This window comes from Pseudarcicella hirudinis (assembly GCF_900115665.1).
Classification (GTDB): domain Bacteria; phylum Bacteroidota; class Bacteroidia; order Cytophagales; family Spirosomataceae; genus Pseudarcicella; species Pseudarcicella hirudinis.
Map to the genome: position 1 here is coordinate 464158 of NZ_FOXH01000002.1, position 13611 is coordinate 477768.

A 13611-nucleotide genomic window follows, 5' to 3' on the forward strand; every position below is an offset into this window, starting at 1 on the left:
AACCAATCCTTTTATATTTCATGAAAGTTTTTAACAATTCTGTTAATTCTGGTTGATACCGATCAACTCAATATCAAAGATTAAGTCTTTTCCGGCCAGTGGATGATTTGCGTCAAGGGTAACACTTGTTTCTGTTAAGTCTGTCACAGTTACCTGAACCACCTGACCAGTTCCGTCCTGGTGCATATTTAGCGTTAACCCTAATTCTAATTCAATTTCCGGAGGAACAGTAGAACGTTCGATGGTTAAGATGTTTTCCTCAATGCTATGACCATAAGCATCTTCAGCAGGAATATGCACAGATTTTTTTTCTCCTAAAGCCATTCCGGTAATGCCATCATCAAATCCTTTGATAACCATTCCTGAACCTAATTCAAATTCAAGTGGTTCACGTCCTTCTGACGAATCGAAAACAGTTCCGTCTGTTAGTTTTCCTGTGTAATACACGGCGACTTTGTCACCAGATTTTGCTTGAGCCATTAATTTTGTAAAGTTTACAGTTGATATAACAGTTTATAGTTGCCTGTAAACCGCTTGTCTCTCACAAAGTTCTGATTTTTTGTCGGGAAACGCATAGCTTTTACTAAAATTGATTGAGTATTTTACCAAAATCATGGACGAACCGACGTTTTTACCCGTTAGAAAAGGAGTCATTTGCAGAAGCTTTGTCGTAAATTGGCATTCTCTAAATGGCTGAACTGCCATAAAATGTTTGAAAATATGAGCCAAAAGATTGTGTTTCAGTGCAGAGTTAAGTTTAATATTTTAATGCTTTCCGGGATTTTTCTTCTCCCTTTTCAGAATTTTGCACAAAAGCTAAGCGAAATAAAAGCACAGGCAGTAAAAAATGAGCTTATGCTCAATAATCCTCCGTTTGCAGCTTGTCATGCTTCCACGTTGACCGAACTTTCTGACAAAAGTATTATGGCTTCCTGGTTTGCCGGAGCTTATGAGGGAAGCAGGGACGTGTGTATCTGGATTTCGGTTTTGCGTAACGGGAAATGGTCGGAACCTCAAAAAGTAGGAGATGGTCAGATCGATGAGAATACCCGATATCCTTGCTGGAACCCGGTTTTATTCAAAACTAAAAAAGGCAGACTTTTTCTCTTTTACAAAATAGGTAAGAACCCGAGAGAGTGGTGGGGAATGAAAATGAGTTCTGATGATGATGGCAAAACCTGGTCAAAACCTGAGAAATTACCCGAAGGTATTCTGGGACCGATCAAAAATAAACCTGTTCAGTTGGCTGATGGAGCCATATTATATCCTTCAAGTACAGAAAGTCTTGATGAAAAACTATGGCATATTCACCTCGAAAAATCTGATGAGGAGGCGGGCAACTGGCGTAAAATACCAATCGCCTGTGATACTTTCGGGGTAATCCAGCCAAGTATTCTTTCTTACGCCGGGCATAAACTGCAATTGCTTTGCAGAAGCCGCCAGAATCGGGTAGTACAGACCTGGTCAACAGACAACGGAAAGCACTGGGAGCCATTGAGCCTTACGGAGCTGCCCAATCCTAATTCAGGTACAGATGCAGTAACTTTAAAAAATGGCTTACAGGTATTGGTTTATAATCCTCTCCAAAAAGGAAAGGAGTGGTTTAACGGCAGGTATAAGTTGAATGTGGCTGTTTCGAAAAACGGGAAAGACTGGAAAGATGTTTATGTTTTGGAAGATAATAAGGAAGGCGAATACAGTTATCCTGCTATTATTCAGAGCAAGGACGGACTTGTTCATATCAGTTATACAGCCGACCGCAAAAATATAAGGTATGTGCAATTGAAAATCGGGCAATAGTATAGTTTCCGGAGGAAAAAGTTTAATCTGCCTTGAAAACATATTTTCCAAGAGCCACAAAACCTAAAGAAATTCCTAAGAATACGAGAAATAAAATACAGCAATTTAATACTACTGCTCCGTATCCAAGGGTATTGACATCGATAAAAGGGTAGGGGTATAATCCTGAAATTGCTCCACGGATGAGAATGTAGATACAATAAATCAGCGGATAAATCAACCATTCAGGAGTATCGCCCCATGACAGGCTTTTTTTTGGTACGGTGATTATCCAGAAAATGATAAAGAATACCGGATTTACAGAATGCAGAAGTTCATCAGCGAGTTTTTGTAAACCTTCCGGATGCCATAATTGACGTAGCACAAGGTTATAAACAGCTCCGACAACGGTGATATAAACCGCTATGGCAGTGAGTGTCCGGGCTTTTGAAAAGAATTTTCCACATTTTGAATCCGGACTTATACTGATAAAGGTGAAACAGACGGAAACAAGGATATTGGTAAGAATTGTAAAATAGCTAAAGAAATTGATTAGTGTAAGCGGAACAGATAATTTCCGGTTTACAATAATCAGATAAAGCTGTAAAAGTACTGCGAACCAGCCAAGCAATGTTCCGATTACTGAGAGGGTTCTGATCTGATTGTTACTCATGGTTTTAAGGTTAGAAGAATGATGGGTATTTGATTGTAAATCAGTGATCTGAACTAAGTGTATTGGAAAAAGATTTAAACAGGCAAAAGGATGGCAGTTTTAATCGAAAAGAGAAAGCTGTCCGTTTGCATTTCTGGTAAATTTTGAAAAATCAAGGTCCGGTAATCTGCGGTCTTTAAAATATTTTCTTCTGGAAACCGTGAAAAGTGTTCTGATACTTTCCGCAATTTTTCCCTCACCCCGCATTCTTACGCCAGCTCTGTGGTCAAACAAATTTCCTCCGTGTGCTTCTCTGATTTGATTAAGTACTTTTTCCGCGCGGTCAGGATAGGCTTTCCGGACCCAATCTGTAAATATTTCACCAATAGTACCGTTTAACCGGACCATTGTAAAACCTGCACTCAATGCTCCTGCTTCTGCGGAAGCTTCCATCACAGCCGGGATTTCGTGATCGTTAATCGACGGAACAATTGGTGCAATCATTACATTTACAGGAATTCCGGCTTTGCTCAACTCCCTTACCACTTCGATTCTTTTGCGATAAGTGGCTGTACGGGGTTCCATAAGCAATCTCAGGCTTTCATTCAGAGAGGTAATGCTGATACTGACATTCACCAGATGCCGTCTGGCCATTTCCTGCAAAATATCAAGATCCCTTAGAACGAGTACATTTTTAGTAATAATATCTACCGGATGTCTGTGTTTCAGTAAAATTTCCAGCATGCCGCGTGTTAATCTCTGCTCTTTTTCAACGGGTTGATAACAATCGGTATTTCCTGAAAGCATAATTGATTTGGGAACATAGTTTTTTGCGCTAAGGGCTTTGTCCAGCAGCTCTACCACGTTCTTTTTAATCATAATTTTACTTTCAAAATCCAGTCCGGCACTAAATCCGAGGTATTCATGCGTGACGCGCGCATAGCAGTATATGCAGCCATGTTCACAACCCTGATAGGCATTCATAGAGTAGGCATCGTAAATATCTTTGCTCTCTACTTTGTTAAGGATGGTTTTGGGATAAACATGAATAAACTGCGTTTTCCGGCCGGAGACAGGTTCTTCGTCCAGGCCTTCAAAATGTTCTTGTACAATCTTATTTTTATCAAAACGGTTTAGACTGTTGTACTGAGCCCCACGTCCTTTTATCCATTCTTCGCTCATGATTTTAGCTGTTTGAAGATTCCGGTAAAACAACTGAAATCTCCCTTTTCTGAAATACTAAGATAAGATAAATCGCAGAGAAAAAATCGCTGAAAGCCAAGAGAATTTTGTGGATAATTCAGGAAAGGAAACAGCGTATTTTAAAGTGGCTCAAGTGTATAATCCTTCATGATTCCGGTACCCATGAAACTATATTGCAGACCGATAACAGGACCGATTTCATGCTTGAAATCTCCTTCAAATGAGAGGGTTTTATTGACAAAAATCCTGACATGTTTCTCTTTTACTTCGCAGAGGACCGAAACCCAGTCGGAGAAGTCGACGCCAAAGCCTGAAAGATTATTGGTTTTTCCCGGATGGCCTTCATTTCCCAGAATAAGTCCTATTTTTCCGATGCAGCCCTTGATGCTGAGTGGGATGGAATGCATGCCATTCTCACAGAGTAAGGTAATGCTGACAAACTGACAAACAGCTTCTCCATGGTTAAAAGTGCTTTTGACCTGCGTCTGAAAACGGAAATTATCACTGGATACCTTGATTTTTTTACTCACATTATACAAACTCACCATTGGGGTATTTGCGTGAAGATCAATCTTTTGAGATGCCAGATCATTTTCCGAAATACCGATACCCTCTTTCTTTGTTATCTGATTGGCAGAGAAATAAACCGGTACTTTGGGAGAATGGGCAATCCCGAGCCAGCCATCAGTTTCAATATAAAGATTATGTTCTTTTACCACCGAATCATTCAGGACAAGTTTCGCTTTGTAAAAACCAGGATAATAATAAGTAGAGGCAAATTCGTGTTTATCTTTATCGACCTTAACCCGAAGACTATGATCCCAGCTCTGCTGAATAAAGACACTGTCGGCATTAGATTGCTGTGCATCGTACTGAAAAATAACGCTGTTGGGTAAACCCAGTGTAACGGGTTTGCTATTGAACTGTATGTGTTCAAAATGTAATTTCTTCAGCGGTTTTGGGGCAAACAGAAAAGCCACAAATGCCAGTAAGACGAGCGGGATAATGAATATAAGTACGTTTTTTGCAGGAAGGTTTTTTTTCCTTTTTTCCGGTATTTCTTCCGGTTCAGTAACGGCGTTTTCTACCTTGCTGAAATGACTTGCTGTAAAATCACGCCAGTTCTCAAATCCTGCATATTTAGCAAGCACATTGAGTGTAGCCAGATTAGGAGTACTTTCATAACGAACTTTTCCCCACACACGTTTAAGCGTACTGACACTCAGGGAGACTTTGGTTTCTTCAAATATCTTTTCACTCAGCACTTCGAAATCCTGATTTTGCCAGGAATCACTATTTCCCCATCCCAGTTTCCGTTCGATAAGTTCACGGCATTTTTCTATAGGAAACAGCTGATTTTGCATGGATAGAGGAAATTATACAATTTGAACAAACTTGAACAAGGCCTGAAAAGCTGTTTTTATGACAATTTTCCAGATTTGAGTGAAATTTTCGTTGCTCAAAAATAAACTTAAAAAATGAAAAAAAGCCTGTTGCCCCTCGTATTATTTATGCTTGCACTCAGTGCATTTGCCCAAAAGGGAAAAACCTCTAAAAACCCAAATGTTATACCAAATGAGATCAGAATTCCATTAACTTCTGAAATGTGGGAATTTCCGGCCGGAAAGGTGGAGTTTATGGAATATAAATCAGCTCCCGCCATGAAACTTCTGACAGGAGCAGGTCAGGTGGTGTTAAAAAACCAGCAATTCTCTGACGGTATCATTGAATTTGACCTGGAACCTATTAATCCTTATTTTACCAGTTTCTATTTCAGAAGAAAAGATGCTCAGGAATCAGAATGTTTTTACCTGAGAGTAGGAAGAGCAAACAATCCGGTGGCAATGGATGCTGTGCAGTATGCTCCCATTATAAAAGGGGTAAATCTCTGGGATTTGCTCGGAAGTTATCAGGGGCCTGCCATGATTAAAGATAAAGACTTTAACCATATAAAACTGGTCATCTCAGGAAAACAACTTGCAGCTTATGTAAACAGTTCTGAGAAACCAACCCTTGAAATCCCGAATATTGAAGGAAATAATGCAGAAGGCGGGCTGGCTTTTGAGGGAGAAGCAATTATCTCCAATCTGGTAGTGCGTCCAAAAGAAGTGGAAGGCCTTCAGGCAAAAGAAGGTTTGGATCCAACCTATAATGATTCCCGATATATCAGGGAATGGTTTGTGGGTCAGCCATTTGCATTACCGATGGGAAAAGAAGTTAATATGTCGGATTTACCAAAAAATGAAGTAACCTGGGAAAAAATTAAGACAGAACGACTGGGTTTGGTGAATCTTACCCGGAATTTTGGAAAAAGTGAAAGCCGGAGAGCAGTATGGCTGAAAGTAAAGCTCAAAACAGAGGCAGCCCGCACACTTACACTGGATTTTGGTTTTAGCGATGAAGTTTGGGCATTTCTGAATGGAAGAATGGCTTTTACAGATAAGAATCTATATGGGCACCCGATAATGAAGAATCCGGAAGGCAGATGTTCTGTAGAAAATACTTCATTTAAACTTCCGCTGAAATCAGGAAGCAATGAATTGCTGATTGCTGTGGCAAATGATTTCTACGGATGGGCCATTATTGCCAGACTTGAAACCATGGAAGGTATTACGATTGAAGAGTAAATTTTAAACTTACTGGAACGGATGGATTGGTATTTCCGTTTCCTAATCTCAAAAATCAAAGATGACTTTAAACCGTTTTTTATCGATTATTATGATTCTGACTTTGCCTTCCTGTTCGTGGGGACAAAGTAAAGGAGTGGCGTATAATCTTTACGACTTAAATAACAAGGGGGAATTGCAGGCGTTTAATCGTACACTTAGTTCTGTAACAGATCAGAACCGAAAAGGGATTCGCTTTTCTGAAAAAGAAGGAGATGGCGTGGCCTGGATTGACGGGATCAATTTTACAAATGGAGTGATTGAACTTGATATTAAGGGGAAGGATGTTCTGCAACAAAGTTTTGTAGGGCTTGCCTTTCATGGAAAGGATGAAAAAACCTTTGATGCTGTTTATTTCCGACCTTTTAATTTCAGAAGTACTGATCCTGTTCGTCGTATTCATGCGGTACAATATATCTCTCATCCCGATTTTCCCTGGGATAAACTGAGAGAAACACAGAACGGGAAATATGAAAAAGCTCTCTCTTCCGCACCTGATCCTAACGAATGGTTTCATGTTAAAATAATAGTAGAGTATCCGCTTGTAAGTGTTTTTGTAAACAACAGCAGTGAATATTCTCTGAGCGTGAACAAGTTAAATGACCGGAAAGGTGGCAAGATAGGTTTGTGGGTTGGCAATAATTCGGGAGGAGATTTTGCTGATCTGGTTATTACAGATAGAAAATAATTCTGCCTGTTGCCGGAGTTTAAACACAGACAATTATGGATAAACACAAAAGACCGGAATTTCCGGTCTTTTGAATCAGATTACATCAGAAATTTAATCTTTCATTTTTACAACAGTCACGCCTGCTCCACCACGGTCGGCATGTTCATCCTGCATATTTCCTACCTGCTTATACCCTCGCAGATGTGTACGGATCAGATTTCTCAGAATACCATCACCTTTGCCATGAACAATCCTGAGTTCGGGATAGCCCAGCATAATGGCATCATTCATGAAGTTGTCCACATCAACCAGCGCTTCTTCACCTCTTTTTCCTCTCAGATCCAGGTTAAACGAGAAATTCATCATTTTCTCATTCAGATCAATGCCGGTCAGTTTAGGTCTTGGTGAGGTTTTCTGTTTAAATTCTTTTCTGGAAATTTTCTCCAGACGATTAAGTTTGATGGTTGTTTTTAAATCACCGATGGCAACTTCCACATCTTTGCCTTTCAGCCCTAATACTTCTCCCAATGCTTCCTGTCCTTTAATTCTCACGAGCGAGCCTACTGATATTTCACCATCAACTACCTCTATCTCTTCCGTTTTTTCAGATGCTTTTTCAGGAACATTTTCGAGTTTAAGTTCTTGTTTTTCGAAAGTTTCCAGTACCTGTCGTACTTCTTTGGTAGCCAGTTTTTCAGCGCCCTGCTCTCTGATTTCACGGATAGTAGCCTCTATTTTCTGATTGGCATCCTTCACCAGCTGCTTAGCCTGAAGCTTAGCGGTATTCATGATGGTTTTCTTTTCCGTTTCGAGATACGTTTTCAGAGAGTCATATTGTTCAAGCAATGCGTCAAGTTTCCTTTGTTTGGTAGCATTTTCCAGATTTTTTTCTGAAAATACTTTCTTTTCAATCTCCAGCTCTTTTAACAGTTTCTCAAAATTTACCTGAGAATTTCCCAGTTTATGCTTCGATTTATCAATGACAGATTTTGGTAAACCGATTTTATAGGCAATTTCAATGGCAAATGAACTGCCTGGTTTCCCGATCTCAAGCTCATACATTGGTTCGAGATGTTCGGCATCATAACGCATCGCACCATTTACCAGGCCATTGGTTTTGTCAGCAAATGCTTTCAGATTGGTATAGTGGGTATTTATTGCTCCATATGCGCCTGATTTGTTGAGGTCTTCCAGGATAGATTCTGCAATGGCTCCTCCCAGGCTAGGCTCAGTTCCTGTTCCGAATTCATCTATCAGAAACAGGGTCTTTTTCTCAGAAAATGTCAGAAAGTATTTCATGTTCGTCAGGTGAGAACTGTAGGTACTCAGATCATTTTCAAGGCTTTGTTCATCACCGATGTCGATAAAGACGTTTTTGAAAATACCAATTGTCGAATCCTCACGCATGGGCACGAGCAATCCGCACTGGTACATGTACTGGATAAGCCCGAGTGTTTTCAGTGTAACAGATTTTCCTCCGGCATTCGGACCGGAAATCAGTAAAATTCTTTGTTCTTTATCCAGTTTAATATTTAGCGGAACAACTTTTTTCCCCTGTTTCTGAAAAGAAAGATAAAGCAAAGGATGAACGGCATTTTTCCAGTCAACCAGTTGCGTATTGGCAGCAAGAGGAGCAAGACCATTCATTGAAATGGCCAGTTTTGCCTTCGCTCTGATAAAATCGACAATACTCAGAAAAGTATAAGCCTTTCTCAGTAAAGGAACCTGAGGTCTGATTCTGGAAGTAAGGTCCATGAGAATTCTGACGATTTCACGTTTTTCAGCCGCTTCAAGTTCTTTGATAACGTTGTTAGACTCAAGCGTTTCGGCAGGTTCCATAAAAACCGTCTTTCCGGTGTCAGATTCGTCATGGATAAAACCTTTGAGTTTTCTCTTATGTTCAGCGGCAATCGGGATAACCATTCTTCCATTCCTGACAGTCAGCGAAAAATCATCTGTAATCCAGCCGTTACTTCTGGCATGTCTGAGAATTGATTCGAGTTTTTTCCTTAAATCATTCTCTTCTGCATTGAGTTTTCTTCTGATATTCTGAAGTTCGGCAGAAGCATTGTCTTTGAGTTTACCCCGATCGTCAATAATTTTATCCAGGGCATCTATCAAACCACGGATTTCCAGCACGGGATTTCGGAAAGGTTCTTTTGAAGCAGAGAGTTCAGTATCTTCCTCTTCCTCCTCTTCAGTTTCAGTATTTTTCCTGATTTTTTCCCGGAAAGCAGAAACCATCAGTTCGCGAAGCTGCGGAAATTGTTCCGGTTCTTTTCCTTCGAAAAAGCGCAGACATTCCTGAATTGTTCTCAGGGAACGTTTGATATCATAAAATTCCTCTTCACTCAAAAAAGCCCCTTCAATGGAAGCTTTGGAAAGCTGGGTATTTACATCGAGATAGTTTTGCGCCGGAAATGAAGAAGCATCAAACTGCATAATTTCCTTCATTTCGGCTACTTGCCTGACCATTTTCTGAATCAGGTCGTAATTATCTGAAAAGCGGATTTTTTCTACAAACGCCTGTCCCAGCGGACTGATACAAGCTTCATTTAAAAGCTCACGGATGCGGTCAAAACCTAATTTTTGTTCAATATTTTTGGGATATAACATTGTAATGATTGAGGATTTTTTTCACCAGTACCTCATTGATTTTGACATAGCTTTCATGTGTCCATCCGGCTACGTGAGGGGTGAAAAGAATGTTTTTCTGTCGGAATAATTCAGCATAAAGGCTTTTTTGTTCTTCCGACAATTTATCTAATTTTTCATTTTCCAGAACGTCCAGGCAAGCTCCCAGAACTTTTCCGGTTTGCATGGCTTCCCATAAATCTTTCAGTTTAACAATTTCGCCACGGGCAGAATTGATTAAAAAGATGTCTTTCTGAAAACGCTGGAAGAAATCAATATCCAGCCATTCTTTCGACTCATCGGTCAGGGGAATATGCAGGCTTAATATATCGGCTTCCTGATAAATTTGTGCTAAAGTTGCTTCCTTTGCGAACTGATCTGAGTAATTATCAAGGTATTTATCATAGGCCAGTACTTTTACACCAAAGCTGCTCAGTCTGGTTGCGAATGCTCTGCCCATATTGCCATATCCGATCAGACCAACGGTTTTACCCATCAGCTCAACGCCACGGTTGGCTTCTCTTTTCCAGATACCGTTTCTTACTTCAGTGTCTGCCCAGTTGATTTTGTTGAAAAGGCAGAGCAGCATTCCGATGCAGTGTTCTCCCAGGGCATCCCGGTTTCCTTCAGGAGCATTTATTAAAACAATATTTCTTTTTTCAACCGCCTCTATATCAATGAGATCTAATCCTGCTCCTGCTCTGGCAATAAATTCAAGTTTTCCGGCTTTCTGCAAAAACTCTTCATCCAATACTGTTTTACTTCTGATAATAATACCTTCAAAATCCCCGATTTTTTCCAGTAATTCCGCACGGGTTATGCCCGGTTGATATTCATGTGCAAAACCCGATTCTTCCAGCATGGTCAGAATCGAAGGATGCATATTATCAGCAATAATAATCTTTTTCATATTTTTAAAATCCACTCTTTTTCTGATGATATTCAAGGAGTGGCCTATTTGTTGTACAATAAAAAAACCTGCCAAAGGTACGGCAGGTTCAATTGTAAAGGAAATATTTTTTATCTGACCTGATTATTAAGGTCTGAGATTTCGGGAAAAAGGCCAAACCTGTGATACAATAGTCTTACACATGACAGTTTGGCCTTTTTTATCAGTTGTTAGAATTTGAGTTTTTTAAGGTTATTGTAACCAATTTCAATTCCCTCCAACGGAGTTCTTTTATATTGCTCTAATTCTACAACGAAATATTTAACTCCTCCTAAATCTTTGTGATTGAAAATTTCCTGGAAATTGATATCTCCCTCACCCACTTCAACGGTTACGTTTTTAACAGGATCATGATCCTTAACGTGTACATGTGTAAAACGACCCGGATGTTTTTTGAAAATATCTACCGGTTTTTTACCTGCTGCAACAACCCAGTATAAGTCCATTTCGAATGTTACAAGATTTTTATCTGTATGATTCAAAAGGGTTTCATATAATGGCTCACCGTTATACTCTTTGAATTCGAAATCATGGTTATGATAACCGAATTTCATGCCATATTTCTTGGTCAGTTCTCCTGCATAATTGAAAAGTTCTGCAAGTTCTTTTCCTTTTGTACGATCCGGATCGATAGTATATGGGCAGATGTAGTATTTCTGACCAACTTTAGCGGCATCTTCCACACTTTTCTTGAAAGAATCAGAGAACTGCTTGGTACTTGCATCAAAATCTTTCAGGAATACCATGCTATGCGCTGAAGGCATTGTAAGACCGTTTCCTTTTAAAACTTTTGAATACTCTTCCGGAGAAAGTCCGAAGAATTTTCCGTCAGCATATCCAAATCCTTCTACTTCTTTGTAACCGATTTTAGCTACTTTTTCAATAGTTCCGACAGCATCTTTTTTGATATCATCTCTTACTGAATAAAGCTGCACGCCAATGTGTCTTGCAGGCTTTTTAGGTGCAGCCAGCAATTCACCTGAAAGTAATGATACTCCTGCTACAGAAAGGAGACCAGTACGAAGAAAATCTCTACGGGAAGATTGTTCCATGATAAATTAGTTAAGTTGGTTTTTATTGGGTAAATTAAATACTATTCTTTGTCAAAACAGGAAAAAAATGGTTAAAAACAGAAAAACTTAAACCAGTTCCTGCTCGTTCTTACGATGCTTAACAATGTCGATTGCTGTAAAAATGGCCTGTAACATTGAACTTTGGTTGGCAATATTTTTACCGGCAATATCATACGCTGTTCCATGATCGGGAGAAGTTCTTACAATGGAAAGACCTGCTGTAAAGTTAACTCCGGTTTCAAAGGCAATGTATTTGAAAGGAATCAGACCCTGATCGTGATACATAGCCAGAACGGCATCGTAATTTTTAAATTGTGCATTGCCAAAAAAACCATCTGCCGGAAAAGGTCCGAATACGAAATCCCCCTTCTTTTTGAACGTTTCTATCACTGGCTGAATTACCTCTTTTTCTTCATTTCCTAATAAACCGTCTTCCCCGGCATGAGGGTTCAGTCCTAATACGGCAATTTTAGGTTTCTGAAGACCAAAATCCTTTTGCAGTGATTCCAGCATCATGTTTAGTTTTGCTGTAATTCTCTCCTGCGTAACATTCGAGCGAACTCTTCCTAAGGGAATATGTCCGGTTACAACCCCGACTCTGATTTCCTCTGCTACCAGAAACATCAGAGAGTCTTTGGCCTCAAAAGAGGTTGCGAAAAATTCCGTATGTCCCGGGAATTTAAATTCCTCTGACTGGATATTATTTTTATTGATAGGAGCTGTAACGATTGCATCCAGATGCCCGGCCTTTAGGTCTTCAGTAGCTTTTTGCAGACAGGCCAGTGCTGCCTGTCCTGCTTCCGGAGTTACTTTAGAAGGTTCAACTTCAGTTTGTTTATCGTCCCAGCAATTAATAATGTTGGTAGTTTTATGATTGATTTGTTGTATGCCAGGTGCCACATTTAAAGTCCAGTCTTTCAGATCAAGTGCTTTTCTGTAGTAACCTAAAACTCTTTGTGAACCATAGATAACCGGGGTACAAAGCTTTAAAATGCGATTGCTCGAAAGAGCTTTTAATATAACTTCCGGGCCTATTCCGTTATAATCTCCTAATGTAATTCCTATGACCGGTTTGTGTTGCTCCATTTGTAATTTTAGATTGGTTTAGGGTATAAAGTTTAACAGATCTGAGATCGTTTTATGACTAAACCCTGATTTTATTGCAAGTTTACTTAAAAGATGACGAAATAAAAAAGGTTCCATGAATTAGTCCGGGAACCCTGATTGATTCAGCAGCCGTATTTGCAATAGTAGAATGTACTGTTGAATTCACAGAAGACAGGTTTGGAAATAGTCAGGAGTTAACAGAACAAATCCCCTGAAATTTACCTGATTAATATCCGGAATTGAAAAATAACCAATGCTGTTAAAAGAATATATCTGTTCAAATAGAGTATAAATTCTGTGAAATTTCCTGTGATTTAAAGTAACTTACTCTCTTAAAACAATTTTGTTTGATTAGGGTATAAAGAGGTTTTAAGGAAGTATGGTAATGTTTTCAATATTTCTGAGTTTATGAATAAACATCTTGGTTTTGATGATTTTATTGAAAGTCAGGAACCGAAATACAGGATCCTGATGAATCATATCCGGAAACTGGCAGCCAGTTCCCATGAGCAGATGCGGGAAAAATCTGCGTTTAATACACTCTTTTTTCATTGCTTTGATTATGTCTTTTACTTTGGCAGGATTGATAAGAAGCAGGGTCTTGAAATAGGATTTGTAAAAGGGTTTTTATTATCAAATGATCATGGTTTGCTTGAAACAAAAAACAGGAAACTGATCCGGGGAATAAGTTTTCTGGATCTTGAGGATTTTATGAATAAAGAAGAAGTTTTCCTGGAAACCTTACAGGAAGCGATTTTGCTTAATGAAATTCAACCTGAAAATACTTTTCAGAAAATGATTTTTGAGAAAAGGAAGAAATAATTCCCCCTTTATACCGGATTCGAAAACGGAATGTTTTTTGAAATCCGGTCCGAAAA

The 13611-nt window shown here is 39.3% G+C and carries 12 protein-coding genes; 4 read left to right on the forward strand and 8 right to left on the reverse strand.

All coding sequences use genetic code 11. The features are described 5' to 3' along the window. Positions 1–42: 42 nt before the first annotated feature. Positions 43–480, reverse strand: coding sequence for an FKBP-type peptidyl-prolyl cis-trans isomerase (locus BM179_RS05020; protein ID WP_092013144.1), 438 nt, complete (start codon positions 478–480; stop codon positions 43–45). Between the two features lie 240 nt (positions 481–720). Here BM179_RS05020 and BM179_RS05030 point away from each other — a divergent pair, with 240 nt between their 5' ends. After that, positions 721–1800, forward strand: a complete 1080-nt coding sequence (locus BM179_RS05030) for a sialidase family protein (RefSeq protein ID WP_218159164.1) — start codon at positions 721–723, stop codon at positions 1798–1800. 22 nt (positions 1801–1822) lie between these two features. On the opposite strand, the gene BM179_RS05035 is transcribed toward BM179_RS05030, so the two are convergent. From BM179_RS05035 to BM179_RS05045, 3 genes are all read right to left on the reverse strand, one after another. Then, positions 1823–2452: a Pr6Pr family membrane protein gene (locus tag BM179_RS05035; RefSeq protein ID WP_092013149.1), complete on the reverse strand. Its 630-nt coding sequence runs from the start codon at positions 2450–2452 to the stop codon at positions 1823–1825. 99 nt (positions 2453–2551) lie between these two features. Beyond that, positions 2552–3613, reverse strand: a complete 1062-nt coding sequence (locus BM179_RS05040; RefSeq protein WP_092013152.1) for a PA0069 family radical SAM protein — start codon at positions 3611–3613, stop codon at positions 2552–2554. A gap of 140 nt (positions 3614–3753) precedes the next feature. After that, positions 3754–4998, reverse strand: coding sequence for a hypothetical protein (locus BM179_RS05045; protein WP_092013155.1), 1245 nt, complete (start codon positions 4996–4998; stop codon positions 3754–3756). A 114-nt stretch (positions 4999–5112) separates the two neighbouring features. Here BM179_RS05045 and BM179_RS05050 point away from each other — a divergent pair, with 114 nt between their 5' ends. Continuing rightward, positions 5113–6261, forward strand: a complete 1149-nt coding sequence (locus BM179_RS05050) for a hypothetical protein (protein WP_092013159.1) — start codon at positions 5113–5115, stop codon at positions 6259–6261. A gap of 61 nt (positions 6262–6322) precedes the next feature. Further along, positions 6323–6988, forward strand: a complete 666-nt coding sequence (locus BM179_RS05055) for a hypothetical protein (RefSeq protein ID WP_092013162.1) — start codon at positions 6323–6325, stop codon at positions 6986–6988. Positions 6989–7081: 93 nt separating this feature from the next. On the opposite strand, the gene BM179_RS05060 is transcribed toward BM179_RS05055, so the two are convergent. From BM179_RS05060 to pdxA, 4 genes are all read right to left on the reverse strand, one after another. Then, positions 7082–9586 carry an endonuclease MutS2 gene (locus tag BM179_RS05060; protein WP_092013165.1) on the reverse strand — a complete coding sequence of 835 codons (2505 nt, stop codon included), beginning with the start codon at positions 9584–9586 and terminating at the stop codon, positions 7082–7084. Further along, positions 9564–10514 carry an NAD(P)-dependent oxidoreductase gene (locus tag BM179_RS05065; protein ID WP_092013682.1) on the reverse strand — a complete coding sequence of 317 codons (951 nt, stop codon included), beginning with the start codon at positions 10512–10514 and terminating at the stop codon, positions 9564–9566. The genes BM179_RS05060 and BM179_RS05065 overlap by 23 nt, the downstream gene beginning before the upstream one ends. A gap of 209 nt (positions 10515–10723) precedes the next feature. Continuing rightward, positions 10724–11605 carry a sugar phosphate isomerase/epimerase family protein gene (locus tag BM179_RS05070; protein WP_092013168.1) on the reverse strand — a complete coding sequence of 294 codons (882 nt, stop codon included), beginning with the start codon at positions 11603–11605 and terminating at the stop codon, positions 10724–10726. Between the two features lie 87 nt (positions 11606–11692). Further along, positions 11693–12712, reverse strand: a complete 1020-nt coding sequence (gene pdxA / locus BM179_RS05075; protein WP_092013171.1) for a 4-hydroxythreonine-4-phosphate dehydrogenase PdxA — start codon at positions 12710–12712, stop codon at positions 11693–11695. A 429-nt stretch (positions 12713–13141) separates the two neighbouring features. Between pdxA and BM179_RS05080 the strand changes: the two genes are divergently transcribed. Continuing rightward, positions 13142–13555 carry a DUF1801 domain-containing protein gene (locus BM179_RS05080; RefSeq protein ID WP_092013174.1) on the forward strand — a complete coding sequence of 138 codons (414 nt, stop codon included), beginning with the start codon at positions 13142–13144 and terminating at the stop codon, positions 13553–13555. The last annotated feature ends 56 nt before the right edge of the window (positions 13556–13611 follow it).

Bases quoted from the DNA above. Each gene is read 5' to 3' on its own strand.
- BM179_RS05020 (WP_092013144.1), bottom strand. From the start codon at position 480: ATGGCTCAAGCAAAATCTGGTGACAAAGTCGCCGTGTATTACACAGGA.
- BM179_RS05030 (WP_218159164.1), top strand. From the start codon at position 721: ATGAGCCAAAAGATTGTGTTTCAGTGCAGAGTTAAGTTTAATATTTTA.
- BM179_RS05035 (WP_092013149.1), bottom strand. From the start codon at position 2,452: ATGAGTAACAATCAGATCAGAACCCTCTCAGTAATCGGAACATTGCTT.
- BM179_RS05040 (WP_092013152.1), bottom strand. From the start codon at position 3,613: ATGAGCGAAGAATGGATAAAAGGACGTGGGGCTCAGTACAACAGTCTA.
- BM179_RS05045 (WP_092013155.1), bottom strand. From the start codon at position 4,998: ATGCAAAATCAGCTGTTTCCTATAGAAAAATGCCGTGAACTTATCGAA.
- BM179_RS05050 (WP_092013159.1), top strand. From the start codon at position 5,113: ATGAAAAAAAGCCTGTTGCCCCTCGTATTATTTATGCTTGCACTCAGT.
- BM179_RS05055 (WP_092013162.1), top strand. From the start codon at position 6,323: ATGACTTTAAACCGTTTTTTATCGATTATTATGATTCTGACTTTGCCT.
- BM179_RS05060 (WP_092013165.1), bottom strand. From the start codon at position 9,586: ATGTTATATCCCAAAAATATTGAACAAAAATTAGGTTTTGACCGCATC.
- BM179_RS05065 (WP_092013682.1), bottom strand. From the start codon at position 10,514: ATGAAAAAGATTATTATTGCTGATAATATGCATCCTTCGATTCTGACC.
- BM179_RS05070 (WP_092013168.1), bottom strand. From the start codon at position 11,605: ATGGAACAATCTTCCCGTAGAGATTTTCTTCGTACTGGTCTCCTTTCT.
- pdxA (WP_092013171.1), bottom strand. From the start codon at position 12,712: ATGGAGCAACACAAACCGGTCATAGGAATTACATTAGGAGATTATAAC.
- BM179_RS05080 (WP_092013174.1), top strand. From the start codon at position 13,142: ATGAATAAACATCTTGGTTTTGATGATTTTATTGAAAGTCAGGAACCG.